This window comes from Duganella callida, from assembly GCF_004614165.1.
In the GTDB taxonomy this organism is placed as follows: Bacteria; Pseudomonadota; Gammaproteobacteria; order Burkholderiales; family Burkholderiaceae_D; genus Rugamonas; species Rugamonas callida.
The window spans coordinates 48623-71561 of record NZ_SPVG01000072.1; the positions used below are offsets into that span (position 1 = coordinate 48623).

General features: G+C 64.3%; 29 protein-coding genes and 1 tRNA gene. 11 read left to right on the forward strand and 19 right to left on the reverse strand.

All coding sequences use genetic code 11. From position 1 onward, the window contains the following. Positions 1 to 83: 83 nt before the first annotated feature. The 4 genes from E4L98_RS07145 to E4L98_RS07160 all read right to left on the reverse strand — a co-directional run bounded on the left by E4L98_RS07145 (position 84) and on the right by E4L98_RS07160 (position 2259). Positions 84 to 326, reverse strand: coding sequence for a DUF433 domain-containing protein (locus E4L98_RS07145; RefSeq protein ID WP_307722091.1), 243 nt, complete (start codon positions 324 to 326; stop codon positions 84 to 86). Between the two features lie 458 nt (positions 327 to 784). Then, positions 785 to 1099 carry a helix-turn-helix domain-containing protein gene (locus tag E4L98_RS31145; RefSeq protein WP_135200873.1) on the reverse strand — a complete coding sequence of 105 codons (315 nt, stop codon included), beginning with the start codon at positions 1097 to 1099 and terminating at the stop codon, positions 785 to 787. Then, positions 1071 to 1394, reverse strand: a complete 324-nt coding sequence (locus tag E4L98_RS07155; protein ID WP_135200874.1) for a type II toxin-antitoxin system RelE/ParE family toxin — start codon at positions 1392 to 1394, stop codon at positions 1071 to 1073. Before E4L98_RS07155 ends, E4L98_RS31145 begins: the two co-directional genes overlap by 29 nt. Before the next feature lie 49 nt (positions 1395 to 1443). Next, a complete protein-coding gene (locus E4L98_RS07160; RefSeq protein ID WP_307722092.1) occupies positions 1444 to 2259 on the reverse strand; it encodes an AraC family transcriptional regulator in 816 nt (271 codons plus the stop codon). Between the two features lie 74 nt (positions 2260 to 2333). On the opposite strand from E4L98_RS07160, the gene E4L98_RS07165 reads away from it, so the two are divergent. Further along, entirely contained in the window at positions 2334 to 2963 is a 630-nt protein-coding gene (locus tag E4L98_RS07165; protein WP_135200875.1) for a glutathione S-transferase family protein, read from the forward strand. Beyond that, a complete protein-coding gene (locus tag E4L98_RS07170; RefSeq protein WP_135200876.1) occupies positions 2960 to 3658 on the forward strand; it encodes a CPBP family intramembrane glutamic endopeptidase in 699 nt (232 codons plus the stop codon). Before E4L98_RS07165 ends, E4L98_RS07170 begins: the two co-directional genes overlap by 4 nt. Here the strand turns inward: E4L98_RS07170 and E4L98_RS07175 are convergent. Genes E4L98_RS07175 through E4L98_RS07200 form a run of 7 tightly spaced genes read right to left on the reverse strand, consistent with a single transcriptional unit; the run spans position 3625 to position 7783 of the window. Further along, positions 3625 to 3846 carry a VOC family protein gene (locus tag E4L98_RS07175; protein ID WP_135200877.1) on the reverse strand — a complete coding sequence of 74 codons (222 nt, stop codon included), beginning with the start codon at positions 3844 to 3846 and terminating at the stop codon, positions 3625 to 3627. The genes E4L98_RS07170 and E4L98_RS07175 overlap by 34 nt on opposite strands. A 55-nt stretch (positions 3847 to 3901) precedes the next feature. Further along, positions 3902 to 4321, reverse strand: a complete 420-nt coding sequence (locus tag E4L98_RS07180; RefSeq protein WP_135200878.1) for a substrate-binding domain-containing protein — start codon at positions 4319 to 4321, stop codon at positions 3902 to 3904. A 13-nt stretch (positions 4322 to 4334) separates the two neighbouring features. Beyond that, positions 4335 to 4712, reverse strand: a complete 378-nt coding sequence (gene speD / locus E4L98_RS07185; protein WP_135200879.1) for an adenosylmethionine decarboxylase — start codon at positions 4710 to 4712, stop codon at positions 4335 to 4337. Continuing rightward, positions 4709 to 4885, reverse strand: a complete 177-nt coding sequence (locus E4L98_RS29955; RefSeq protein WP_167761293.1) for a hypothetical protein — start codon at positions 4883 to 4885, stop codon at positions 4709 to 4711. The genes speD and E4L98_RS29955 overlap by 4 nt, the downstream gene beginning before the upstream one ends. Continuing rightward, positions 4882 to 6351 carry a DUF4178 domain-containing protein gene (locus E4L98_RS07190; protein WP_135200880.1) on the reverse strand — a complete coding sequence of 490 codons (1470 nt, stop codon included), beginning with the start codon at positions 6349 to 6351 and terminating at the stop codon, positions 4882 to 4884. Before E4L98_RS07190 ends, E4L98_RS29955 begins: the two co-directional genes overlap by 4 nt. Positions 6352 to 6355: 4 nt before the next feature. Next, positions 6356 to 7378, reverse strand: coding sequence for an SPFH domain-containing protein (locus E4L98_RS07195; protein WP_135200881.1), 1023 nt, complete (start codon positions 7376 to 7378; stop codon positions 6356 to 6358). Positions 7379 to 7396: 18 nt separating this feature from the next. Continuing rightward, a complete protein-coding gene (locus tag E4L98_RS07200; protein ID WP_135200882.1) occupies positions 7397 to 7783 on the reverse strand; it encodes a DUF350 domain-containing protein in 387 nt (128 codons plus the stop codon). Between the two features lie 50 nt (positions 7784 to 7833). On the opposite strand from E4L98_RS07200, the gene E4L98_RS07205 reads away from it, so the two are divergent. The 4 genes from E4L98_RS07205 to E4L98_RS07220 are packed head-to-tail and all read left to right on the forward strand — an operon-like array spanning position 7834 to position 13289. Continuing rightward, a complete protein-coding gene (locus tag E4L98_RS07205) occupies positions 7834 to 9345 on the forward strand; it encodes a polyamine aminopropyltransferase (RefSeq protein WP_135200883.1) in 1512 nt (503 codons plus the stop codon). Continuing rightward, complete coding sequence (locus tag E4L98_RS07210; protein ID WP_135200884.1) at positions 9345 to 10967, forward strand: NAD(P)-binding protein; 1623 nt, start codon at positions 9345 to 9347, stop codon at positions 10965 to 10967. Before E4L98_RS07205 ends, E4L98_RS07210 begins: the two co-directional genes overlap by 1 nt. Before the next feature lie 12 nt (positions 10968 to 10979). After that, the gene (locus E4L98_RS07215) at positions 10980 to 11822 is read left to right on the forward strand and encodes a polyphosphate kinase 2 family protein (RefSeq protein ID WP_135200885.1); all 843 of its coding nucleotides are present in this window, start codon (positions 10980 to 10982) and stop codon (positions 11820 to 11822) included. 12 nt (positions 11823 to 11834) lie between these two features. Next, positions 11835 to 13289: an NAD-dependent succinate-semialdehyde dehydrogenase gene (locus tag E4L98_RS07220; protein WP_135200886.1), complete on the forward strand. Its 1455-nt coding sequence runs from the start codon at positions 11835 to 11837 to the stop codon at positions 13287 to 13289. On the opposite strand, the gene E4L98_RS07225 is transcribed toward E4L98_RS07220, so the two are convergent. Then, complete coding sequence (locus tag E4L98_RS07225; protein WP_229257293.1) at positions 13261 to 14289, reverse strand: extracellular catalytic domain type 2 short-chain-length polyhydroxyalkanoate depolymerase; 1029 nt, start codon at positions 14287 to 14289, stop codon at positions 13261 to 13263. The two genes, E4L98_RS07220 and E4L98_RS07225, sit on opposite strands and share 29 nt — an antisense overlap. A gap of 150 nt (positions 14290 to 14439) precedes the next feature. Between E4L98_RS07225 and E4L98_RS07230 the strand changes: the two genes are divergently transcribed. Beyond that, positions 14440 to 15048: a glutathione peroxidase gene (locus tag E4L98_RS07230; RefSeq protein WP_135200887.1), complete on the forward strand. Its 609-nt coding sequence runs from the start codon at positions 14440 to 14442 to the stop codon at positions 15046 to 15048. Positions 15049 to 15058: 10 nt separating this feature from the next. On the opposite strand, the gene E4L98_RS07235 is transcribed toward E4L98_RS07230, so the two are convergent. Further along, positions 15059 to 15466 (reverse strand): limonene-1,2-epoxide hydrolase family protein, encoded by a 408-nt coding sequence (locus E4L98_RS07235; RefSeq protein ID WP_135200888.1) that lies wholly within the window; start codon positions 15464 to 15466, stop codon positions 15059 to 15061. Between the two features lie 86 nt (positions 15467 to 15552). After that, positions 15553 to 15948 carry a rhodanese-like domain-containing protein gene (locus tag E4L98_RS07240; RefSeq protein WP_135200889.1) on the reverse strand — a complete coding sequence of 132 codons (396 nt, stop codon included), beginning with the start codon at positions 15946 to 15948 and terminating at the stop codon, positions 15553 to 15555. Between the two features lie 95 nt (positions 15949 to 16043). On the opposite strand from E4L98_RS07240, the gene ftrA reads away from it, so the two are divergent. Together ftrA and E4L98_RS07250 are read left to right on the forward strand one after the other, a co-directional pair. After that, positions 16044 to 17000: a transcriptional regulator FtrA gene (ftrA, locus tag E4L98_RS07245; RefSeq protein ID WP_135200890.1), complete on the forward strand. Its 957-nt coding sequence runs from the start codon at positions 16044 to 16046 to the stop codon at positions 16998 to 17000. A 38-nt stretch (positions 17001 to 17038) separates the two neighbouring features. Further along, positions 17039 to 17398 carry a DUF1428 domain-containing protein gene (locus E4L98_RS07250; RefSeq protein ID WP_135200891.1) on the forward strand — a complete coding sequence of 120 codons (360 nt, stop codon included), beginning with the start codon at positions 17039 to 17041 and terminating at the stop codon, positions 17396 to 17398. Here E4L98_RS07250 and pabB read toward each other — a convergent pair. The 3 genes from pabB to E4L98_RS07265 are packed head-to-tail and all read right to left on the reverse strand — an operon-like array spanning position 17395 to position 20558. Next, complete coding sequence (pabB, locus tag E4L98_RS07255) at positions 17395 to 19230, reverse strand: aminodeoxychorismate synthase component I (RefSeq protein ID WP_135200892.1); 1836 nt, start codon at positions 19228 to 19230, stop codon at positions 17395 to 17397. The genes E4L98_RS07250 and pabB overlap by 4 nt on opposite strands. A gap of 2 nt (positions 19231 to 19232) precedes the next feature. After that, positions 19233 to 19808: a nucleoid occlusion factor SlmA gene (slmA, locus tag E4L98_RS07260; RefSeq protein WP_135200893.1), complete on the reverse strand. Its 576-nt coding sequence runs from the start codon at positions 19806 to 19808 to the stop codon at positions 19233 to 19235. Between the two features lie 24 nt (positions 19809 to 19832). After that, positions 19833 to 20558: an HAD-IA family hydrolase gene (locus E4L98_RS07265; protein WP_135200894.1), complete on the reverse strand. Its 726-nt coding sequence runs from the start codon at positions 20556 to 20558 to the stop codon at positions 19833 to 19835. A 27-nt stretch (positions 20559 to 20585) separates the two neighbouring features. Between E4L98_RS07265 and E4L98_RS07270 the strand changes: the two genes are divergently transcribed. After that, positions 20586 to 21497 (forward strand): TraB/GumN family protein, encoded by a 912-nt coding sequence (locus E4L98_RS07270; RefSeq protein WP_229257294.1) that lies wholly within the window; start codon positions 20586 to 20588, stop codon positions 21495 to 21497. Positions 21498 to 21521: 24 nt separating this feature from the next. Here the strand turns inward: E4L98_RS07270 and E4L98_RS07275 are convergent. Beyond that, positions 21522 to 21596, reverse strand: a tRNA-Thr gene (locus E4L98_RS07275). A 46-nt stretch (positions 21597 to 21642) separates the two neighbouring features. Further along, positions 21643 to 22569, reverse strand: a complete 927-nt coding sequence (gene argB / locus E4L98_RS07280) for an acetylglutamate kinase (RefSeq protein ID WP_135200895.1) — start codon at positions 22567 to 22569, stop codon at positions 21643 to 21645. A gap of 120 nt (positions 22570 to 22689) precedes the next feature. Between argB and E4L98_RS07285 the strand changes: the two genes are divergently transcribed. Next, positions 22690 to 22887, forward strand: coding sequence for a cysteine-rich CWC family protein (locus E4L98_RS07285; RefSeq protein ID WP_135200896.1), 198 nt, complete (start codon positions 22690 to 22692; stop codon positions 22885 to 22887). Positions 22888 to 22939 lie beyond the last annotated feature (52 nt).

Below are 22939 nucleotides of genomic sequence, written 5' to 3' on the forward strand. Positions count from 1 at the left end.
CGATACAGCATCGGCAAAAAAGGCAGCTTCGGCTGCCTTTTTTTACGCCCGCAGCTCGACCAACGTGCGCGGCGGCAGGACAGCTAATGCACGTTTTGGCAAACCAGATACGATGCAGCTTTCAGCGCGCTGGTTACCATTTTTCTGGTTACTGATGGGTAGCTTTCGAGAAATGACTCAATGGTCTCCCCGGCTTCCAAATAGTCGAAGAGAAAAGATACCGGTACCCTGGTCCCCAAGAATACAGGCGTCCCTCCCATGATTTCTGGATCACTGTGTATAACCTTGTTTTCCATATAGCCTCCATCGGCGTATTTATTTAACATAGTACGCTCATGACGGTGATTCGCTTTTCTGACAAGAAATGCAAGATGAGTTAGAGTTCGCAGGGGCCGCTACCGCCAAAAACAGACCCCGCGTAACCATCAACAATATCAGGAAAGTTACTCCTGCAATGCACCGCCACCTGCCGGAAAAGCCGCGCAGGCCGATGATATCGAATCACAGGTCTAGATGATGCCACGTCAATACTACTCGCATCGCAAGGGAACGAATCCGAATCTAAATGGGCTTCCTCTTACTGATGTATTGGATCTCTTTGCCCGCGTTTATGATCAACTCAGGACCGACGGGTACTTTGACGAATCCTTTGGTTCTTACTCCCTCTCGGCACAATCAGCTTAGGCGAATGCTATCGGACCTCATGGGGCAGACTAAGCTTGAGCTATTACAGCTTAGATCTACTGCCGATGATATGCGTGCCGGTTCGGTTTGGTAGGTCAGGTTATGGTTGTGGCATAGGGATAGAGTCAGGACAGCTGAGAATCTTGGCGATGAGTGTGGATGCCTCTTTTGTTGGCTGTTCTCGCCGTTGTTCCCAACTCTCTAACGTTAGCGTGGAAATACCTAACAATCTGGCAAACTCTTCGTATGATAGTCCAGTCTTTTCACGTGCTGCGATAAGCGGGGAGTACACCACTCGTCCAAGGCCAGCCTGGATATCTTCGGCACCTTGCAGTAACTCCGCGAATAGATCTCGATTGGCCTCATACACTTCCAACTCATCACCATTAAGCGGTAGGTTTTCTCTCGTATTCACGACGTAACTCCTTGAGTTGAGCAGCGGTCAAATTAGCCAGCGCTGCCTTTGCGTAGATTGTTAATAGAACCAGTTCGTCTTCCGCGTTGCGAATGAAATAAATCACTCGAACGCCGCTGGATTTACCCATGCCAGGTCGTGTCCATCGGACTTTTCGAATGCCTCCCGATTTTGGAACAACAACCCCGGCGTTTGGCGCTTTTCGGATAAATTCGATGAAGGCATGGTGGTCGGCCTCTTGCCAATATTTGGGCCAGTGGGTTTGAAAGTATCGCGTCTCGACGATGGTCAGCATCTGCCGACTGTACTTCATTGAAGTATAAGCGACTTGGCGCTGAATCAAACTATGGATTGCAGCTGCGGCGGTAGTCGGCCGGTGGTTTGCCGATGAGCTTTTCGAAGTCGGTGGTGAAGTGGGACTGGTCGTAGTAGCCGAGTTGCTGGGCCAGTGCGGCGAGGTCGGCGTCGCTGCCGCGCGCCAGCAGGTCGGCGGCGTCGAGCAGGCGGTTGCGGCGGATGACCCACTTGGGACTGGCGCCCACGTAATCCTTGAACAGCATCTGCAGCTTGCGCACGCTGGTGCCGGTGTGGTCGGCCAGTTGTTGTACTTGGGTGATGCCGGCTTGCTGCGCGATTACCTCGAGGATCTGCGCGATGCGCGCGGTTGCGGGATCGGGCGCGGGCAGCGCGCGGCGCAACAGGGCGGTGGCGGCCGCCACCATGCCGGCATCGTCCGCGGCGGCCAGCACGCTGTGCTCGGCCCCGGCATCATTGCAGTCGAAGACGGCCGATAGCGGCAGCTGGCGGTCGGTGATCGTTTGCACTTCCTTCTTCAGAAACGCGCGGAAAGCGCCCGGTCGGAAACGCACGCCCAGTACCCGCCCGCTGCCGCGCAACGTGTAGTCGAACGCGCCCGTCATGACGCCGAACACCGCCGTGCGGCCGGCGTCGAACACCACGTGGATGCAGGGCGAGGGCAGGGTGCGCTGCACGTGCACCCTGCCTTCCGGCAGGGCCCATGCCACCAGCCAGAAGTGCTCGACAAACGGCGCCAGCTCCGTATCGGGCAGGTAACGCTCCAGGCGGAAAATCTTTTCGCCCGCCGCCGGATTCACCACCCCGCGGGTGGGACGCGGTACACTCTGCAGTGTTGTCATCATGGCTTCGCGTTTTTACAAGACCATCATCATAACAAGCCTTATCGTGAGTTTTTCAACACCGATCGGAGAAACGCATGAACCAGCAAATCACCTTGTACCACTGCCCGCATACACGCTCGACCGGCGTGCTGACGCTGCTGGAGGAATTGCATGCTCCCTACGAGCTGCACGTGATGAATATGAAGAAGGGCGAGAACCGCGCCGCGCCGTATCTGGCCGTCAACCCCATGGGCAAGGTGCCGGCGATCCGCCATGGCGACGCCGTCGTTACCGAACAGGTGGCGATCTACCTCTACCTGGCCGACCTGTTCCCCGAAGCGAAACTGGCGCCGCCACTGGGCGATCCCTTGCGCGGTCCCTACCTGCGCTGGATGGCCTTCTACGGCAGCTGCTTCGAACCGGCCATCATCGACCAGTGGATGCAGAACAAGCCTGGCAACAAGACCGCCTGCCACTACGGCGACTTCGACACCATGTTCAACACCATGATGGAGCAGTTGTCCAAAGGCCCGTATCTGCTCGGTGAACAGTTCAGCGCGCTGGATGTGCTGTGGGCCACGGCGTTCGGCTGGATGGGCTATTTCAACCTGCTGCCCAAGTTGCAGGTGATCGATGATTACGTCGCCCGTGTCAACAGCCGTCCGGCCGCCATCGCCGCGCGCGAGAAGGATGCGCAATTGGCCGAGGAACAGGCCGCCGCATGATCGCGACACTGTGCGGCCTGCTGCTGGCGCTGGGTCTGCCGTCGCTGTTCGCTTTCATCAAGCACGGCGACCGGCATGCGCCGTTCAAGCAGACGCGCCATCTGCTGATGGCCTGGGGCGGCTGTCTGGCCTTGCTGGCGCTGATGCTGCTGTGGGAGCAGCGGCCGATGGCCAGCATCGGCATCGTTTGGGGCAACTACCTGGCCTGGCTGATCGGCGCCGCGCTGGGCCTGACGGTGATGACGATGTCGGTGCTGTCGCTGATCCAGGCCAGCAGCAGCGGTCAGGGCGCGCTGCCGGACGGCGCGGCCGAGGGCATGCTGCGGCTGGCGGCGACGCCGCCGTGGTTCCGCTGGGCGGTGGTGCTGACCGCCGGCATCACCGAAGAAATCATGTTCCGCGGTTATCCCATCGAGCGGCTGACGGAGCTGACCGGCAGCCTGTGGCTGGCGGCCCTGTTGCCGCTGGCCGTGTTCACGCTGGCGCACCTGGGCGGCTGGTCGCGCAGCCACCTGGTGGGGGTGCTGTTCGGCGGCGGTCTGCTGACGGGGCTGTATCTGTGGCAGCGCGACCTGGTGGCCTGCATGATTGCCCACGCGCTGATCGATTCAGTACTGATCTTCCTGCCCTGGTTGCTGAAAAAACTGGCAGCGCGTCAGACTCAGCGTTTTTCTTCCGTCAGCGCCAGCAGGTGATGATCGGGATCGCGGAAGAACGCCATCCATAGCTCGTGGTCCGGCATCTTGGCCACCAGATGGGCACCGCGCTCGAAGTGCACGCCCTTGGCTTGCAGCCCGGCGGCGACGTCCTCGATCTGTGCGACCTTGAAGCAGTGGCACACGCCGGTGCCGGTATCGATCTTGTCCTTACCGCCTTCCAGCATCAGGCGCCGCCGCCGCAATCGAAAAACACCAGCTCGCCTTAGCGGAAGAGTTTTTTCAGACCCAGTACCTCGCCATAAGACTGCTGAAGGTTCGAGTACACCTGCACCTCGGCCGGCAGCGGACCGGCCAGCTGGGCTTTCGGCGCATCGAGGATTCGCTGATCTGGGTGAAGCCCATGTCCGCCTGTCCGGCCGCGACGGCCTGCGGCGCGGTGATCTTGTCGATGATGACGGTCTTGGCGTTCATTGCCTCGCTGATGCCGAACGATTCTAAGATTTTCTTCATGGTCGGCCCGGTCGCGCCTTGCGCCGAGTAGGTGATCGACCTGGCAGCCAGCAGCGTGCGCTTCAATTCCTCGGCGCTGCCGATCGCCGGCCTGGGCGCGTTCTTGGCCGCGGTCACGCCGACACCGCTGCGCGCCACCACCGTCTTGCCTGCGCCGTCCACTTTGCCTTGTTTGATCAGGTCGTCCAGCGCGGCTGGCGCTTCATGCTTGAACGCCCGTGCGGTTGATGGATTTGACGCTGGTAGTCAACGGCTGCAGCGTGCGTTCGATGAGAGCAAGCGCTAACTCCGGCTGCGCGCTGCCGCACATGAAAATGTCCGCGGCGGCAAAGCCGCACTCGGGCCAGGTGTGGATGGTGATGTGCGACTCGGCCAGCAGTACCACGCCGGTCACGCCCTGGCCGTCGCCAAAGGTATGGAAATGGCTGAACAGCACGTGTGCCTCTGCCGCCTCGGCGGCGCGGCACAGCAGGGTCTGCAGCAGCTCGCAGTTGCTCAATTTTTCGGCAGCGATGCCGCTCAGGTCGGCCAGCACGTGGGTGCCGGATGGCGCATGGATGGGCGGGATGTCGCGTTTCATTTGTGGCCTCCGCCGCCCGAGCCGCTGCCCCAGGCGCCGCCGCCACCGCCGGTGTGCGAGCTCCAGGCGCTGCCGCGAGGGCCGCTGCCGCCGCTGCCGCCCATCAGCCGCACCCAGCTGCTGCCCGAGGTGACGAGCACGACCATGATTGCGTAGATGAAGAATTTGCTCATGTCTGATCGTTGTTATCCAGGAAGATCGCCGGCAGATAAATCGCCAGCGCGCCGATCGCGGTCAGGAACCAGGTGCCGGAAAAATTCGCCAGCAGCGGGATCGCGTTCACCGCCAGCATGAACCAGATGATGTACTTGGCGGTGGTGCGATAGCGGTTGTGGCCGAACGGTTCGCTTTTCGACGGCGCCTTGATGCGTCCCTTGAAGGCCGCGCCGAACCAGGCCTTCAGCTGGTCGGCCGACACCGGCGACGAGCGCGACCATGTCATTTCGTGTTCGGTGGCTTCGGCGGCCAGGCGCAGCTGGCCGGCTTCGAACTCTTCGACGTTGGTGCTGTCGCCCACGGCCACGCGCCAGTTGAAGGCGCCCACGGCGTAATTCACCACCGCTTCATAGCTGTATAGCGCCGAATACTGCACCTTGCCGACCGTGACGGTGGACGCGCCTTGCCGGTACTGCATCGGCCACTCGGCCAGCACGTCGGCGCCGGACCAGCCGTCGTCGGTCTCCACCAGCCAGGAAAAGCCGGCGCGCGGGCCGTACATCAGGTACTCGTTCCATTCATTGCCCTCATCGTCGGCGCGGCGCATCATGCCGATGATGGTGAATTGCTGGTTGTTGATGCTGGCGGTGGCGCCCAGTTCCAGCGTCAGCGGCACCGCGGCCATGCGCTCGCCGGCCGCCACCACCTGTGCTTTCGGGCTGGCCGCGTCGATCTGCGTGTGGCACGCCGGGCAGACCAGGTTGGCCGTCACGCCCGGCAGGAACTTGATCGGGCTGCCGCAGGCCGGGCAATCGAGGGCATCCAGCTTGCCGCGATAGCGGCCGGCGGCGCGCTGGATGGTGTCGTCGTCGCGCAGCAGCTGGCATTGCAGGCCGTCCAGCGTGACCGAGATGCCGGTGTAGATCACCGGCCGCGGCGAGTCGGAATAATCGAGGGTGATGAATTCCGTGCCGCGCCGGAAGTCGGCCACCTTGGCCTGATAGCCGTCGCCGACCTGGAACGGCAGCTCGCCCTGGCCGCCCACGCAATCGGCGACGCGCACCTCGGCCGCGATGTAGGGACCGCCGTTGATCGCATACGTCTCGCCCGGCTCCAATTGCTCGAACGCCGGCACCGGCGCGTTGCTCCGGTACTCGGCGGTGATGGTGTACATGCCGGACGAATCGCCCAGCCATGAGGTCTTGCCGTCGTCGAACAGCAGATACCACTCGTTCCACATGCCGGCCGAATAGCGCAGCTGGATGCGGCCCACCACCGTGAACGGCCTTCCACCCAGCACGCCGGCGGTGCCGATCTGGATCGGCGAATAATCCTCCAGCACGGACGAGATCTTGCCCAGGTCCTTGACCGCGTCGCCATCCTTCAGCACCCGTGTGCTGCAGTATTCGCACACCGCCATGACCGAGGCGTGCGAGCGGAATTTGACTTCCGCGCCGCAGCTGGGACAGGATACGATCTGCACGCGCTCAGCCGATCAGTTTCTTCAGCAGTTCTGCCTTGGTGCTGTCGTAGTCGGCGGCCGAGATCAGGCCCTTGTCCAGCAGGCCTTTGAGTTTGCCGAGGCGGTCTTCGATCGACTCCTGCGCCGGCGCGGAAGGCGCGGCCGGCTGGCCCATGTTGCCGCCCATGGCCTGGCCGATCGCCTGGCCCACCGCGGCGCCGGCGCCCAGGCCCGCGCCCAGGCCGGCCAGGCCGCCCTCGTTCTGCGCCGCCAGCGGAATCGCGCTGGCCACCTGGTACTTGGTGAAGCCGGCCAGCTTGTCGGCGCTCATGCCGCCCTTCATGCCGGCCGAGATGCGCTCGTCCAGCGCCGCCTGCAGTTCTTCCGGCAGGCTGACGCTGGCCACGTTGAATTCATCCAGCGCCACCCCGTAGCGCGCGAAGGCGGTGGTCAGGTCGCCCTTGACCTGCTGCGCCATCAGCGCCTGGTTGGCCGCCATGTCGAGGAAGGGCACCTGCGAGGCGCCCAGCGAGCTGGCCATGCTCGCCATCAGGATGCCGCGCAACTGATCTTCCACCTCGTCGCGGGTGTAGATTTCGCGCGTGCCGCTGACTTCCGTGAAGAAGGCACGGGCGTTGGTGATGCGGTAGGAGTACATGCCGAAGGCGCGCACGCGCACCATGTCGAAGTCCTTGTCGCGGATGGTGATCGGCTGCGGCGTGCCCCATTTGCGGCCGGTCTGCACGCGGGTGCTGAAGAAGTACACGTCCGATTTGAACGGCGAGGCAAACAGCTTGTCCCAGTTCTTCAGGTTGGTCAGGACGGGCAGGGTCTGGGTGGTCAGGGTGTGGGTGCCGGGGCCGAATACGTCGGCGATCTGGCCCTCGTTGACGAACAGCGCCACCTGCGATTCGCGCACCACCAGTACGCCGCCGTTCTGGATCTCCTGGTCGGCCATCGGGTAGCGCCAGGCCAGCACGCCTTCGGTGTCCTCGTTCCATTGCAGTACATCGATAAACTGCTTCTTGATAAAGCTGCCGATACCCATGATGGTCCTCGCTCGAAATTAGGAAATGCAGGCGCCGTTGATGACGCCGATGGAAATGGAGATCGCGCCCAGCAGGCCGCCGAAGGCGGTGTTGTTCGCTTCGATCTGGTCTTTCGACATGCCCAGCACCCGGGTGGCGATCGCGTACGCCAGCATCTGCACCACCATCGCGCCGAAGGCCCAGGCGAAGAATTCGCGGTAATCGGCAGTATGCATCAGCGCGGAACCGACAGTGATGGAAAAACCTATCAAGGCCCCGCTCAGCGATAGCGCCGCCGCCTGATTTCCCTGGCGGATCAACAGGACTTCGTTGAAGGGCGTCATCCAGGTGTAGGCTTTGAAGAACACCGCCAGCAGCACGGCAGCCAGCAACAGGTGGATCAGATAATTTAGGATGGCGGGCACGGCACACCTTCAGGTAAAGTGATTGATTGATAATAATGCAAACTGCGTAAATGACCAAAAAGATTCTGATCCTGTCCGTTTTCGTAGTGGCCTCCTGCGGCTTGGCCTATGAGCTGATCGCCGGCGCGCTGTCCAGTTATCTGCTGGGCGATTCGGTGCTGCAGTTCTCCACCATCATCGGATGCTATCTGTTTGCGATGGGCGTCGGCGCGCACTTTTCCAAGTACGTAAAGGACGAGGACGTGCTGGCGCGCTTTGTCGATATCGAGCTGGCGGTCGGCCTGGTTGGCGGCGTGTCGGCGGCGGTGCTGTTCCTGACTTTTTCGTGGATGGCGGCGCCGTTCCGCACCTTGTTGTACATGATGGTGTTCCTGGTCGGCGCCTTCGTCGGTATGGAGGTGCCGCTGGTGATGCGCGCGCTGAACGCGCGCCAGACCGAATTCAATGAGCTGGTCAGCCGGGTGCTGACCTTCGACTATCTGGGCGCGCTGGCGGTGTCGCTGCTGTTCCCGCTGGTGCTGGCGCCGTATCTGGGCCTGGTGCGCACCGGCTTTTTGTTCGGCATGCTGAACGTCGGCGTCGCCCTGTGGACAATCAAGGCGTTTTCCACAGAGCTGAAAAACGTCACCGGCCGCCTGCTGCGCGCCTGCGCCGTAATGTGCGCGCTGGTGTTCGGCTTCGCCTTCGCCGACAAGCTGACGTATTGGGGCGAGCATGGCCTGTTCGGCGACGAGATCGTGTTTGCCACCACCACGCCTTACCAGCGGCTGGTGATCACGCGCTGGAAGGACGATCTGCGCCTGTACATCAACGGCAATCTGCAGTTCTCTTCGCGCGACGAATACCGCTATCACGAAGCGCTGGTGCATCCGGTATTGCAACCGATGCCGTGGGCGAAGCGCGTGCTGGTGCTGGGCGGCGGCGATGGCCTGGCGTTGCGCGAAATCCTGCGCTACCCGAACATCGAGCATGTGACGCTGGTCGACCTGGACCCGGCCATGACCGGCGCCTTCACGCATCGCGAGGAACTGGTCAGGTTGAATCACGGCTCCTTCAGCGACAAGCGCGTGCAGGTGGTGAACGCCGACGCGGCGATCTGGTTGCAGCATAACGACGACATGTTCGATGCGGTGATCGTCGATTTCCCCGATCCGTCCAGCTTCGCGCTCGGCAAGCTGTATTCGGTGCCGTTCTACGGCATGGTGCGCAAGCATCTGGCGGCGAATGGCTTGATGGTGGTGCAGTCCACGTCGCCATTCTTCGCGCCGCACGCTTACTGGACCATCGACTCCACGCTGCGTGAGGTGGGCATGAAGACCTATCCGTACCACGCTTACGTGCCTTCGTTCGGCGAATGGGGCTTCATCCTGGCGACGCCGCAGGCGGACTACCATCCTCCCACCAGCTACCGCCTGCCGATGCGCTACCTGAACGGCGACACCACGCGCGAAATGTTCATCTTCCCGCCCGATATGAAGCCGATGGCGATGGAGCCGAACCGCCTCAACACCCAGTCGCTCGTGCATGAGTTCGAGCAGGACTGGCGCCGGGTGATACGCTGATGTTGCGTCGTTCCTTTCTGGTGTGGGCCGGCGCGTCCGGGCTGGCGGCGGCCGGCAGCGGGCTGGCTTTCCAGCGCTGGCGGGAGATCACGCCGACGCTGAATTACGCCGGCCGCGACGAAGGTCACTTCCTGCGCGAGCGCCGCGCGCTGCCGCCGCCAACCGAGGTGATACACACCGATATCGCCATCCTCGGTTCCGGCATCGCCGGCCTCACCGCCGCGTGGAAGCTGAAAAAGCTGGGCAAGACCGACATGCTGATGATCGACGGCCCCCAACCCTGGGGCAATGCCGCCGGCGGCGCCTTCGGCGAATACGAATATCCGACCGGGGCGCATTATTTGCCGCTGCCGTCGCCGGAATCCACCCATGTGCGCGAGATACTGGCCGACCTGGGCATCATCCAGAAAGATCCCTACGCGGAAAAGCCGTACTATGACGAGCGCTTCATCCTACATGCGCCGGAAGAGCGGCTGCTGTTCAACGGTCATTGGCAGGACGGTTTCATCCCCACCGATGGCGTGCCGCAATGGGAGCTCGATGAGCACAAGCGTTTCTTCGCCGAGGTGCAGCGGCTGCGCCAGACCAGGGGCGCGGATGGGCGCCGCGTCTTCGTGTTTCCGACCGTGCTGTCGTCGGACGATCCGCAGTGGCTGGCGCTGGACCGCATCACGCTCAAGCAGTGGATGGAGCAGAACGGCTACAGATCGCCAACCCTGCACTGGTATCTGAACTACTGCTGCCGCGACGATTACGGCACGCGCTACGACAAGGTATCGGCCTGGGCCGGCCTGCACTACTATTGCAGCCGCTGGGGACAGGCGGCCAACGCCGGCAACGGCGCCTGGCTGACCTGGCCGGGCGGGCTGCAACCGCTGGCGGCCGGCATGGCGCGCGCGGCGCAGATCAAGCGCAGCGCCGGCACGGCGGTATCGCTGAAGACCACGGCCGACGGGGTGGAAGCGTTGTGCTTCAAACTGGAGAACGGCAAGCCATCGACCTATCTGCTGCGCGCCCGCAAGGCCATCTGTGCCATGCCGACCTATGTGGCGGCGCGGGTGGTGGAGAATATCGCCGCTTACGGTTTCGATCCGGCGCGCCATGCGCCGGAGTACGCGCCGTGGCTGATCGCCAATTTCCTGCTCAAGCGCTTTCCGGAGGAGTTGCAGGGTGGCGCCAACCCGCAGCCGCTGTCCTGGGATAACGTGGTGTACAGCGAGCCGGGGCTGGGCTTCGTGGTCTCCACCCACCAAGACATCCGCGTGCGGCCGCCGGAAAAGACGGTGTTCACCGCCTACGTCGCGCTGTCGGACCGCAAGCCGTCCGCCGCGCGGCACTGGATGGCGGCGGCGTCGCCGCAGGAATTGCTGGCGCTGGCGAGCGCCGACCTGCAGAGCGCTTATGGCGCCCCGTTCGCCGCCTGCGTCGAGCGGGTCGACATCACCTTGCGCGGCCACGCCATGGCCGCGCCGTGGCCGGGTTTCCGCGGCAACGCGGGCATGAAGGCGTTGCGCGAGGCGGATGGCGCGATCCTGTTCGCCCATGCCGACCTGTCCGGCTTTTCGGTGTTCGAGGAGGCGGCGTGGTGGGGATACCGCGCGGCAGAGCTTGCGGCTAAGTGATATGCTCGGCGCATGACACACAACGCCCGACAGCGCTTCCGCGCCCCCGCCAAACTGAAACTGCGCGACAAGGATGCCGATGACAGCACGTTCTCGACGCGTTCCGCCAATCCCAAGCTTGGCAAGTCGCGCGCCAAGCGACTGGACCACGAGCGTACGGCCGCGCTGATCGACCGCATCGGCGATCTGCAGGACAAGTTGTACGCGCAGCACAAGCAGAAGGTGCTGCTGATCCTGCAGGGCATGGACACGGCCGGCAAGGACGGCACCATCCGCGCCATGTTCAGCGGCATCAGCCCGATGGGCCTGCGCGCGGTGGCGTTCAAGGGACCGACCGACAACGAGCTGGCCCACGATTACCTGTGGCGCGTGCATGCGCATGTACCGGTCAAGGGCGAGATCGCCATCTTCAACCGCAGCCATTACGAGGATGTGCTGATCACCCGCGTACAGGGTATGATCGATGACGAGGAATGCAAGCGGCGTTACGCGCAGATCCGCGATTTTGAGCGTATGCTGGCCGAAACCGGCACGGTGATCATCAAGGTGTTCCTGCACATCGCCAAAGAAGAACAACGCCAGCGCCTGCAAGAGCGGCTGGACGATCCGGACAAGCAGTGGAAATTCAATCCAGAGGATATCAAGCAGCGCGGCAAATGGGACGACTACCAGCGCGCTTACGAAAAGGCGATCCGCGAAACGGATGCGCCGCATGCGCCGTGGTACATCGTGCCGGCCAATTCCAAGACCCACCGTAACCTGGTGGTCGCCAGCCTGCTGCTGGAAACGCTGGAAGGCATGGACCTGCACTATCCGCCACCGCATCCCGACCTGTCGTCCTTCACCGTGGAGTAGAAGGAGTGCGCGATGTTGCGATTGAAAGACCCGGACCTGCTGCGCCAGCAGGCTTACATCAACGGCCAGTGGGTCGACGCCGATAGCGGCGTCACGCGGCCCGTCAGCAATCCCGCCACCGGCGAGCAGATTGGGGTGGTGCCGCTGATGGGCGCCGCCGAGACCAGGCGCGCCATCGAGGCCGCCAACGCCGCCTGGCCGGCCTGGCGCAAGAAGAGCGCGCGTGAGCGCGCGCTCATCCTGCGCAAGTGGAACGATCTGATTCTGGAAAACACCGACGACCTGGCGCTGCTGATGACCTCCGAGCAGGGCAAATCGCTGACCGAGTCGCGCGGCGAGGTAGCGTACGGCGCCTCGTTCATCGAATGGTTCGGCGAAGAGGCCAAGCGCGTGGCCGGCGAGACGGTGGCCTCGCCGTGGCAAGACAAGCGGGTGCTGGTGACCAAAGAGCCGATCGGCGTCTGCGCCGCCATCACGCCGTGGAATTTTCCGATCGCGATGATCACCCGCAAGGCCGGGCCGGCGCTGGCGGCGGGGTGCCCGATGGTGCTCAAGCCGGCCGAAGCCACGCCCTACTGCGCGCTGGCGCTGGCGGTACTGGCCGAGCGCGCCGGCGTGCCGGCCGGGGTGTTCAGCGTGCTGACCGGCTCGTCGAAGGAGATCGGCGGCGAGATGACGTCCAATCCCGTCGTGCGCAAGGTCAGCTTCACCGGTTCGACCGAGGTCGGGCGGCTGCTGATGGCGCAGAGCGCGCCGACCATCAAGAAGCTGTCGCTGGAACTGGGCGGCAATGCGCCGTTCATTGTGTTCGACGACGCCGACCTGGACGCGGCGGTGGAGGGCGCCATCGCTTCCAAGTACCGCAATTCGGGCCAGACCTGCGTCTGCGCCAATCGCATCTACGTGCAGGATGGGGTGTACGACGCGTTCGCCGACAAACTGGTGGCGGCGGTGGAGAAGCTCAAGGTCGGCAACGGTGTGGAGGAGGGTGTCACCCAGGGGCCGCTGATCGATGACAAGGCCGTCAAGAAGGTCGAGCAGCATATTGCCGATGCGCTGGCCAAAGGCGGCCGCCTGCTGCTGGGCGGCAAGCGCCATGCACTGGGGCACAGCTTCTTCCAGCCCACCGTGCTGGCCGACGTCAACGACAGCATGCTGCTGGCGCACGAGGAAACCTTCGGCCCGGTGGCGCCGCTGTTCCGCTTCCGTACCGACGAGGAAGCGGTGGCGCTGGCCAATGCGACCGAATTCGGCCTGGCCAGCTATTTCTACTCGCGCGACGTCGGCCGCATCTGGCGCGTGGCCGAGGGGCTGGAAAGCGGCATGGTCGGCGTCAACACCGGCCTGATTTCGACCGAGGTGGCGCCGTTCGGCGGCGTCAAGCAGTCCGGCCTGGGGCGCGAAGGCTCGCGCCACGGCATCGAGGATTACCTGGTGATCAAGTACATCTGCCTGGCTGGCATCTGAGGTTGTCCGCGCTGGTCAGCCGGTCCACCATGCGTTTGACGGCCGCCATCTGGCGGCCGCTTTTCTGCGCGTAGCGCGTGTCGTCGTAGGCAAACCAGTCCCAGCACGCGTTGGGATTGGTGAAGGTCGAGGCCGCCTGCGGATACAGGATCAGCAGGCGGTTGCTGTCGGCCCACAGGTTGTAGCCGGTCTGACGCACGAAAGTGGTGCCGATGTTTTCCGGCGCCTGCAGGCAGCCATGGAACGCCACGTGCACGCGGCAGCCGCCGCTTTCGCAGGCGGCCGGCACGTACAGATAGCCGATATTGGCCATGCCATGCCACAGCGGCACGCTGATGAATTCGGTCTGGTCGAAACTCAGCAGGCGGCCGCCGGCCGTGCCGCTGCGCGCGGCCAGCGGGCCGTAGATCCAGTTCAGCATTTCGCCGGCGGCGTCGTAGCCGCAGTTGTTGATGTAGGGCGTGCCCAGGGTCAGGCAGGAATTGCCGTAGCTGTCGGTCGGCATGGCGTGTTCGACGCTGATGTCGCGCTTGTAGAGGATGCGGCTGGGATTGACGTAATGGCTGTAGTAATCGAGCAGGTCGTCCATCACCGGCTGCGGCACCACGCTGTCGGCGCTGCCGGAAAACATCCACACGCGATGCCCGGCCAGGGCGGCGGTGGGATCGATGGTTTGCGACGAGGCGAACCAGTCGGTGATGGCGATCAGATCCTGCACGTGGGTGCCGCCGGGGCGCACGCGGCAGCTGAAGAAATCATTGGTGCAGCTGCACAGGGTGGTGGCGGTGAACACGCTGCCCTGCGAGCAGAAGTAGGGACCGCCGGCGATGATGCCGGCGCCGATCACGGTGCGCGAATACGCCACTTCGAACTGCACCGCCATGTAGGCTCCCGAGGACAGTCCGGACACGCTGACCTGGCCGGCACGCATGGCCGGCAGGGGAACGACCTGCGCCCAGGCGGCGCCGGCCCAGAACAGCAGCAAAAGCAAGATACGCATGGTCCACCTCCGCGCGATGACAATAACGCCGTGAGGTGCGCCTCTTTTAATCTCCGTCTAGAGTGCATGCGGAACTTTTTGCCGTTTCCTCGGCAACGGCGCACAGTTTGGACTAGAATGTTTTTTTCTTATCCTTTCCGGCCAATCATCATGCCCAAGACCTTTGCCCAGCTGTGCCTCGTTTCCTCGCTGTCCATGCTGGCCGGCGCTGCCGCGTTGGCCCAGGCGCCCGCCGCCGCGCCCGCCGGCGCCGCGGCAACCGCATCGGCCGGCAGTTGCCCGGCCATCCTGCACCAGACCTTCAAGCGCCTGCAGGACGACACGCCGCAGGACCTGTGCCAGTACGCGGGCAAGGTGATCCTGGTGGTCAACACCGCCTCCTACTGCGGCTTCACCAACCAGTATGAAGGGCTGGAAGCCATGTACGCCAAGTACGGCAGCAAGGGCTTCGTGGTGCTGGGCTTTCCGTCCAACGACTTCGGCCAGCAGGAGCCGGGTTCGAGCAAGGAGATCGCCGATTTCTGCTACAACACCTACGGCGTGAAATTCCCGATGTTCGCCAAGTCGGTGGTGTCGGGCAAGGAGCCGAATCCGCTGTTCGCCAACCTGATCAAGGCGACCGGCAAGGCGCCAGCCTGGAACTTCCACAAATACCTGATCGACCGCAACGGCAAGGTGGTGGACAACTTCGGCAGCAAGGTCACGCCGGGCGACAAGCAGCTGGTCGGCGCGGTCGAGAAAGCGCTCGGCAACAGCTGACCGGCTGGCGTCAGCCGGCGGCGGCCTTCACGGCCGCCAGCTGGCGGTCGAAATCCGCCGGGTCGAAGTAATCGCGCCAGACGGTGATTTCGCCGTTTTCCACGGTCAGCGTGCCCATTACCGGCAGCGTGATGGTGCCGCCGCTGGTGTGGCGGAAAATGTCGATGCGCTCGTTGAGCACCACGTTGCCGGCGGCGGCTATCCGGGTCACTTTCCAGTCCAGCAGAAAGTCGGTGCCGATGCCGAAACCGCGGTGGAATTTTTCCACTTCCGCGCGGCCGATGATGTCCGGGAACGGCACATTGTCGTACAGAACGTCCGCCGACAGCATGGCCAGGGCCTGGTCGATGCGATTGCGGTTCCAGTGGTCGAAGAAGATGTGTGCGACTTCGATCGGGGTGGGCGCGGCGTCTGGCATGGCGTTTCCTTGGTCACGATTGGGGGCTAGGCAACGATAGTACAGATTGCCGCCGCGTAGTGACGAAATCGGCGCGAATAACTCTATCAAGGGGAGGGCTGCAGCGTAAACCCCTCATCCAGCCAGCCGGTGACGCCGCCGGCCATCAGCTTGACCGGGCGGCCCAACTGCGCCAGCCGCACGGCGGCGCGCGCGGCGCCGTTGCAGTGCGGCCCGGCGCAGTACACCACGAACACGGTGTCGGCCGGGAATGCCGCCAGCTTGGCGGCGACGATCTTGCGGTGCGCCAGGTCCAGCGCGCCCGGCACGTGGCCGGCGCGGTATTTGTCCGTGCCGCGCACATCGAGCAGCACGAAGTCCTGCTTGCCGTTGCTTAGCGCGTCATGCACGTCCCAGCAGTCGGTCTCGTAGCGCAAGCTGGCCTGGAAGTGCGCCAGGGCGGCGCCGCTGTCGGCGGCGGCGATTTCGGTGACGTGGGACATGCGGTGCTCCTGAGTGGTTGGCGATGACCGCATTGTCGGCCCGCGCGGCGTCGGCCGGAAGTGGCGCGGATGCCATTCTGCGGTAAGATTGCGCCATGAAAAAACATCTGGTTGTCGCGCTGGCTTACGACCGGCTCTGCACTTTCGAGTTCGGCTGCACGGTCGAGCTGTTCGCACTGGAACGGCCGGAACTGGGCGTGGATTGGTACGACTTCGCCGTCTGCGCGGTCGAGCCGGGACCGATACGGGCGGCCGGCGGCATCACGATACAGGCGCCGTACGCGCCCGAACTGCTCAGGCGGGCCGACACCATCGTCATTCCGGGCTGGCGCGATGCCGACGAGGCGCCGCCGCCGCCATTGCTGGACTGGCTACGCGCCGCCCACGCGCGCGGTGCGCGCCTGTGTTCGATTTGTTCGGGTGTGTTCGTGCTGGCCGCCGCCGGCGTGCTGGACGGTCAATGCGCCACCACCCACTGGCGTTACGCCGACCAGCTGGCGCGGCGTCATCCGCAAATCACGGTCGAGCCGGATCGGCTGTACGTGGATAACGGCCAGGTGATCACCGCCGCCGGTTCGGCGGCCGGGCTGGACATGCTGCTGCACCTGGTGCGGCGCGACCACGGCGCCAGGATCGGCAACCTGGTGGCGCAGCGGCTGGTGGTGGCGCCGCATCGCGAAGGCGGCCAGGCGCAGTTCCTGCCGCGTCCCATGGCCCAGGGCGAACAGGGCCGGCTATCGAAGCTGATGGACTGGCTGCGCAGCCATCCCGAACGAGCGCACACCGTGGCCAGCATGGCCGGGCGCGCGGCCATGAGCCCGCGCACCTTGCAACGGCAATTCCAGCAGGCCACCGGCTTGGGACCGGTCGAATGGCTGATCCGCGAGCGCGTCGCGATCGCCAAGGATATGCTGGAAGATCCGGACGTGCCGCTGACGCAGATCGCCGAGCGCGCCGGCTTCGGCTCGGCGGAATCGCTGCGCTATCATTTCCGCCGCCTGGCCGCCACCACGCCGCTGGCTTACCGCAAACGGTTTGCGCGCGCCGGCTGACGTGCTAACCTGAGTGCTCCCCCTTCGAGGAGACTATCATGCCCTACGTAGACGGTTTCGTGATCGCCGTGCCGAAGAACCGGCTGGATGACTACAAGAAAATGTCGCGGGAATGCGGCGTCGTGTGGAAGGAATACGGCGCGCTGGAATTCCGCGAAACGGTGGGCGACGACGTCCCGCCCGGCAAACTCACCTCGTTCCCGCAAAGCGTGATGCTGAAGGAGGACGAAGTGGTCGTATTCTCCTGGATCGTCTACGAATCGCGCGCCCGGCGCGACGAGATCAACGACAAGGTCATGCACGATGCGCGCATCGCTGGCTACATGGACCCGGCCAATATGCCGTTCGACGGCAAGCGCATGATCTACGGCGGCTTCGAGATGGTGATCGATCTTTAAAGCGTGGCGCGCAGCACGCCGCGCAGGGCGTTGCAGACGACGATGTCGTCGGCGCCGCGCAGCATGTCGCGCGTGATCACGGCTTCGCTGGCGTTCCAGGCCGGATCGTCGAGCAGCACGGCGCGCATCACGCCGGGCAGCAGGCCGCTGCCCAGGGGGGGCGTCAGCCACTGGCCGCCGAGGCGCACGAAGACATTGCTGCGGCCGCCCTCGGTCAGTTCGCCGCGCTCGTTGAAGAACAGGGTGTCGAACGCGCCCTGCGCTTCGGCGTCGCGCCAGGCGGCGTCGTAGCGGCCGCGGACGCTGGTCTTGTGGCGCAGGAACAGGTCGTTGCTGGCGGTGGCGTCGGCGGCCAGCAACACGCGCACGGTGTCGGCCAGCGGCGTCAGCGGCGCATGCTGCACGGTGAAGGCGCCGCTGGCGTTGAGCGCCAGGCGCAGGCGATAGGCGTCGTGGTGCGGCTCCAGCATCGCGCAGGCGGTGTCCAGGTAGGCGTCCGCCGCCTTCTGATCCCAGGGGAAGCCGAAGTAGGCCGCCGATGCGGCCAGCCGGCGCAGATGGCGTGCGCGGTGACGGATGCCGCCGGCCGGCGTGGCGTGCATGGTTTCGAACACTTCAAAGTCATTGTGCAGGCCGGTGAGGAAGCGCGCCTTGAGCTTGCACTCGGCATATTCGTCCGCCGCGTCGCTGTCGAACACGATGCCGGCGCCGACGCCCATTTCGCCGCGGCGCACGCCGTCGGCGCCGGGCGGCTGCAAGGTCAGCGTGCGGATCGGCACCGACATGCAGAAGTCGCCGATCCTGCCGTCGGCGCGCGGATCGAACCAGCCGATGGCGCCGGTGTAGATGCCGCGCGGGTCGGACTCCAGCGCGCGGATGATTTCCATGGTGCGGCGCTTGGGCGCGCCGGTGATCGAACCGCACGGATACAGCGCGCCGAAGATGTCGGCCAGCGTGGCGTCCGGCCGCAGTTGCGCGGTGATGGTGGACGTCATCTGCAGCACGCTGCTGTAGCGGTGCACCTCGAACAGCGCCGGCACCTCGACGCTGCCGGTGACGGCCACGCGCGCCATGTCGTTGCGCAGCAGGTCGACGATCATCAGGTTCTCGGCGCGGTTCTTGGGATCGGCGGCGAGGTTGGTGGCGCGCAGGATGTTTTCGGCGGCCTGGGTCGGCGGCGCGGCCGGCGCCGTGCCTTTCATCGGCCGCGCGGTCAGTACGCCGTCGGTGTGGCGCACGAACAGTTCCGGCGACAGCGACAGCACGGCGCTGCCATCCTCCAGCGCGATCAGGGCGCCATACGGCACCGGCTGGCGCCCGCGCAGGCGCGCATACAGCGCGTGGATGCCGCCAAACGCGTCAAAACGCAGCCGGTAGGTGTAATTGACCTGGTAGGTGTCGCCGGCCGCGATGTAGTCCTTGATGCGCGCCAGCGCCGCGCTGAAGGCCGCCTGATCGATGTTGGCACGGATGTCGGCCACGCCGGCCGGGCGTTCGATCGGGAACGAGCGCGCCGCCAGCCAGTCGGCCACCTGCCGCGAGGTCAGCTGGGTGCAGTCGCGGAACAGCAGGATCTGGCCCAGCGGTCCCTGCGCCGGCCTGCGCGCGCCGTCCAGCGCGATCAGGTGTTCGCCCAGTTCGTAGCTGCATACCGTGACCGCGTACTCGCCGCGCGCCAGCGCGGCGCGCATCTGCGCCAGCAGCTGCGGCCAGGCGGCGATGTCGTCGCAGCGCAGGGTGCCCAGATGGCCGCTGTACAGACGCGAGCGGTTGACGGCTTGCGCGCCTTCGGAACTGGCGTCGTCCAGCAACGCGAATACTTCGGTGTTCATGTCTACGATAACAGCATGGCGATGTGCAGCGCCGCGTCTTGCGTGGGGTTGTTCCTGAAGCCGCTCTTGGCGTAACGGTGCCAGCGGCCGATGACGAAGCTGGTCAGCAGGGCCGCGCGCGCCACCGCGTCCGCTTCGTGCGCCTGGCCTTCGCTGGCGGCCACGCGCAGCGCCTGCTTGAGCGCCAGTTCGACGCGGTCGTAGAACTGGTTCATGCGCAGCTGCAGGCGTTCATCCTCGTTGACCAGCGCATCGCCGATCAGCACCCGCGTCATGCCGGGATTCTGGGCGGCGAAGTTGAGCAGCATGGCGAGGATGTCGCGCGCCTGCGCCAGGCCGTCGTTGTGGCGCTCGGCGATCTGGTTGATCAGGCCGAACACCGACGATTCGATGAACTCGATCAGTCCCTCGAACATCTGCGCCTTGCTGGCGAAATGGCGGTACAGCGCGGCTTCGGAAAACTCCAGCTTGCGCGCCAGCGCGGCGGTGGTGATCTTGTCGCCCTTGGGCTGTTCCAGCATTTCCGCCAGCGCTTGCAGGATTTGCAGGCGGCGCTGGCCCGGCGGTGTGCTTGCCATGGTGTTCTCTCGACTGAATGAGGGTTAGCGCAGGCGATGCAGACGCGCCGGCAGGTTCCTGACAGATTTTACTTTGACATCGACGTAAGCGGGGCGAATTAACCGTTTTTGCGGATGCGCCAGGCCGGCCGTGTCGCCGATGGTCAGGTACTGCGTGACCCAGGCGGTGCGCATGCCGAGCGTGCGCGCGGCGCGCAGATTGGCCAGCGTGTCTTCGACCAGGATGCAGCGGCGCGGCGTCAGCTGGTGATGACGCAGCAGGCGGCGCAGCATCAGCGTCGACGGCTTGGGCCGCATGTGGCGGTGCACGGTCATCGCCTCCACCGCCACGTGATGCTGGAACTGGCGGTGCAGTCCCAGGTGGCGCAGCACCTGCGACGAATACCGGTGCGGCGCGTTGGTCAGCAGGATTTTGCGGCCGGGCAGGCGGCGCAGCAGCTGGCGCAGGCCGCGCTCGGCGCGGATCATGGACGGCAGGTCGTCGAAGCGGTGGGTTTCCTCGAGAAAGTGCGCGGCCTTGACGCCGTGGTGCTTGACCACGCCCAGCGTGGTGGCGCCGTAGCGCTGCCAGTACAGGGTGCGGGTGGCGTTGACCACGTCCTCGCCGGCGGGCGTGACGCCGTCGCCCAGCAGGCGCGCCAGGTAGCGGTTCATGCCGGCCATGATCTGCGGGAAGATGGCGTGCGAGGCGTTGTGCAGGGTGTTATCGAGATCGAACAGCCAGACCGGAGCGGAGCGGGTAATATTCACGTCATACCTATACCAACAAAGGAAACCATGTTTAAAGCCATGCAGCGCCAGATTATAGTGATGTTCTGCGGTTTGTTCCTGTTTGCCGTTGGTGCGGCCTGGGCGGCGGACCCGGCGGCGGCGCCCAACCGCGGCGCGCTGTTCAAGGTACAGCAGGGCGGACATACCTTGTACCTGTTCGGCACCATCCACGTCGGCGCCCGGGATTTTTATCCGCTCGAGCCGCGCGTGGCCGGCCTGTTGAAGAAGGCGCCGGTGCTGGCGCTGGAAATCGATCCGCTGGCCGATCCGCAGAAGATGGCGCGCGCGGTGCAGCAATACGGCATTGCTCCCGGTGGCGCATCGGGCCTGTCGCCCGACTGGCGCCAGCGGCTGGAGCGGCTGCTCAAGGACTACCGTATCGAGCCGCAGACGGTGGCGAGCATGAAGCCGTGGCTGCTGGCGACGCTGCTGACGGTGAGCGAATTCTCGGCCCAGGGCTACGACGCCGCGCTGGCGGTGGATGCGCATCTGGCCGGCGAGGCGCACGCCGCCGGCAAGCAGGTGGTGGAGCTGGAATCGGCTGACAGCCAGATGGCGCTGTTCGACAAGCTGAGCGCCGCCGAGCAGCTGCAGTTCCTGCAGGAGACCATTGCCGGCATCGAGGACAAGGAGCAGGCCGACCAGGCCCGCGAGATCGCCGACGCCTGGCGTCACGCCGACGTCAAGGCGCTGGAGGCGCTGGCGCAAAAGGCCGAAGAGGATGACACCTTCTCCGGCCGCTTCGTGCAGAAGGTGCTGCTGGAGGGCCGCAACCCGACGCTGGCCGACGGCATGGTCAAGCTGATGGCGCGCGAAAACAACAGCGTGGCGGCGATCGGCATCCTGCACCTGGTCGGCAAATACAGCGTGCCGGAAGTGCTGCGCAAGCGCGGACTCAGTGTCGAGCGGATCTACTAAGCGGGGAAGGGTGCTGCGGAAGAGTGGTGCCCTTGACGTGGATTGAACACGTGGCCTCTCCCTTACCAAGGGAGTGCTCTACCACTGAGCTACAAGGGCATTTGAAACGTGGCGGTTTCACCGAACCGGCGACACCGCCGTTTTTTCAGTGAGACCGGATCATAGTGCCAAAAGCCTGTTCGGTCAAGACTTCCAGCAACAAAGAGTGTTCAATTCGTCCGTCGATGATGTGGACGGTGTTCACGCCGGACTTGGCGGCGTCCAGCGCTGACGAAATTTTAGGCAGCATGCCGCCCGAAATCGTGCCGTCGGCGAACATTTCGTCGATCTCACGCGCCGACAGGTCGGTGACCAGATTGCCGCTCTTGTCCTGCACGCCGGCGATGTTGGTCATCATGATCAGCTTTTCCGCTTTCAGGATTTCGGCGATCTTGCCGGCCACCACGTCGGCATTGATGTTGTACGCCTGGCCATCCTGGCCGAAACCGATCGGCGAAATGATCGGAATGAAGGCGTCGTCCTGCAGCGCTTTGACCACGGCCGGGTTGATGGCGTCGATTTCGCCGACGAAGCCGATGTCCAGGGTCTGGCCCGGATTGTCCTTGTCCGGCATGGCCATCTTGCGCGCGCGGATCAGGCCGCCATCCTTGCCGGTCAGGCCGACGGCCTGGCCGCCGTAGTGATTGATCAACATCACGATGTCCTGCTGGACCTCGCCGCCCAGCACCCATTCCACCACTTCCATGGTTTCCTCGTCGGTGATGCGCATGCCCTGCACGAAGGTGCCCTGCTTGCCGATTTTTTTCAGCGCGTTGTCGATCTGCGGACCGCCGCCGTGCACCACCACCGGATTCATGCCCACCAGTTTGAGCAAAATGACATCGCGCGCGAAGCCGTGTTTCAGGCGTTCGTCGGTCATGGCGTTGCCGCCGTATTTGATGACGATGGTCTTGCCGTGGTAGTTGCGGATATAGGGCAGGGCCTCAGCCAGAATTTGCGCCTTGATCCGTGGTTCTACGGCGTTCAGTTCGTCGGCGTCATTGCCTAAATTCAGGTTGGTCAGTTGGGTCATGGCGATTCCGGGATGAGATGTCAATTTTGGGCGCAATTTTACAGCCTGTGGCTGCAACCAAGTAGGCATTATAGGGCCATCTGGTTGTAATTTCCTGCAAGCTCCGTTAGGCTGGCTTGCATGAGTACCTGTTCCCGCTGCGGCGCGCAGTTTTCGTGCGCGATGAAAGATGCCGATCCGGCGGCGCCGGCGCAGCCGTGCTGGTGCACCCTGCTGCCGGCCGCCGTGGCCGTGCCCGCCGGCGCGGACGCCAGCTGCTGGTGCCCGGACTGCCTGAGACAGCATATCGCCCAGACCAGCCGCCCCGCGCACGATTGAGCCAGCTCAAACCCTGCTGAACCCAGGGCCGGACAATCGGCTGATATCCCGC

Bases quoted from the DNA above. Each gene is read 5' to 3' on its own strand.
- E4L98_RS07145 (WP_307722091.1), bottom strand. From the start codon at position 326: ATGTTAAATAAATACGCCGATGGAGGCTATATGGAAAACAAGGTTATA.
- E4L98_RS07155 (WP_135200874.1), bottom strand. From the start codon at position 1,394: ATGCTGACCATCGTCGAGACGCGATACTTTCAAACCCACTGGCCCAAA.
- E4L98_RS07160 (WP_307722092.1), bottom strand. From the start codon at position 2,259: ATGATGACAACACTGCAGAGTGTACCGCGTCCCACCCGCGGGGTGGTG.
- E4L98_RS07165 (WP_135200875.1), top strand. From the start codon at position 2,334: ATGAACCAGCAAATCACCTTGTACCACTGCCCGCATACACGCTCGACC.
- E4L98_RS07170 (WP_135200876.1), top strand. From the start codon at position 2,960: ATGATCGCGACACTGTGCGGCCTGCTGCTGGCGCTGGGTCTGCCGTCG.
- E4L98_RS07175 (WP_135200877.1), bottom strand. From the start codon at position 3,846: ATGCTGGAAGGCGGTAAGGACAAGATCGATACCGGCACCGGCGTGTGC.
- speD (WP_135200879.1), bottom strand. From the start codon at position 4,712: ATGAAACGCGACATCCCGCCCATCCATGCGCCATCCGGCACCCACGTG.
- E4L98_RS29955 (WP_167761293.1), bottom strand. From the start codon at position 4,885: ATGAGCAAATTCTTCATCTACGCAATCATGGTCGTGCTCGTCACCTCG.
- E4L98_RS07195 (WP_135200881.1), bottom strand. From the start codon at position 7,378: ATGGGTATCGGCAGCTTTATCAAGAAGCAGTTTATCGATGTACTGCAA.
- E4L98_RS07205 (WP_135200883.1), top strand. From the start codon at position 7,834: ATGACCAAAAAGATTCTGATCCTGTCCGTTTTCGTAGTGGCCTCCTGC.
- E4L98_RS07210 (WP_135200884.1), top strand. From the start codon at position 9,345: ATGTTGCGTCGTTCCTTTCTGGTGTGGGCCGGCGCGTCCGGGCTGGCG.
- E4L98_RS07215 (WP_135200885.1), top strand. From the start codon at position 10,980: ATGACACACAACGCCCGACAGCGCTTCCGCGCCCCCGCCAAACTGAAA.
- E4L98_RS07220 (WP_135200886.1), top strand. From the start codon at position 11,835: ATGTTGCGATTGAAAGACCCGGACCTGCTGCGCCAGCAGGCTTACATC.
- E4L98_RS07225 (WP_229257293.1), bottom strand. From the start codon at position 14,289: ATGCGTATCTTGCTTTTGCTGCTGTTCTGGGCCGGCGCCGCCTGGGCG.
- E4L98_RS07230 (WP_135200887.1), top strand. From the start codon at position 14,440: ATGCCCAAGACCTTTGCCCAGCTGTGCCTCGTTTCCTCGCTGTCCATG.
- E4L98_RS07235 (WP_135200888.1), bottom strand. From the start codon at position 15,466: ATGCCAGACGCCGCGCCCACCCCGATCGAAGTCGCACACATCTTCTTC.
- E4L98_RS07240 (WP_135200889.1), bottom strand. From the start codon at position 15,948: ATGTCCCACGTCACCGAAATCGCCGCCGCCGACAGCGGCGCCGCCCTG.
- ftrA (WP_135200890.1), top strand. From the start codon at position 16,044: ATGAAAAAACATCTGGTTGTCGCGCTGGCTTACGACCGGCTCTGCACT.
- E4L98_RS07250 (WP_135200891.1), top strand. From the start codon at position 17,039: ATGCCCTACGTAGACGGTTTCGTGATCGCCGTGCCGAAGAACCGGCTG.
- pabB (WP_135200892.1), bottom strand. From the start codon at position 19,230: ATGAACACCGAAGTATTCGCGTTGCTGGACGACGCCAGTTCCGAAGGC.
- slmA (WP_135200893.1), bottom strand. From the start codon at position 19,808: ATGGCAAGCACACCGCCGGGCCAGCGCCGCCTGCAAATCCTGCAAGCG.
- E4L98_RS07270 (WP_229257294.1), top strand. From the start codon at position 20,586: ATGTTTAAAGCCATGCAGCGCCAGATTATAGTGATGTTCTGCGGTTTG.
- argB (WP_135200895.1), bottom strand. From the start codon at position 22,569: ATGACCCAACTGACCAACCTGAATTTAGGCAATGACGCCGACGAACTG.
- E4L98_RS07285 (WP_135200896.1), top strand. From the start codon at position 22,690: ATGAGTACCTGTTCCCGCTGCGGCGCGCAGTTTTCGTGCGCGATGAAA.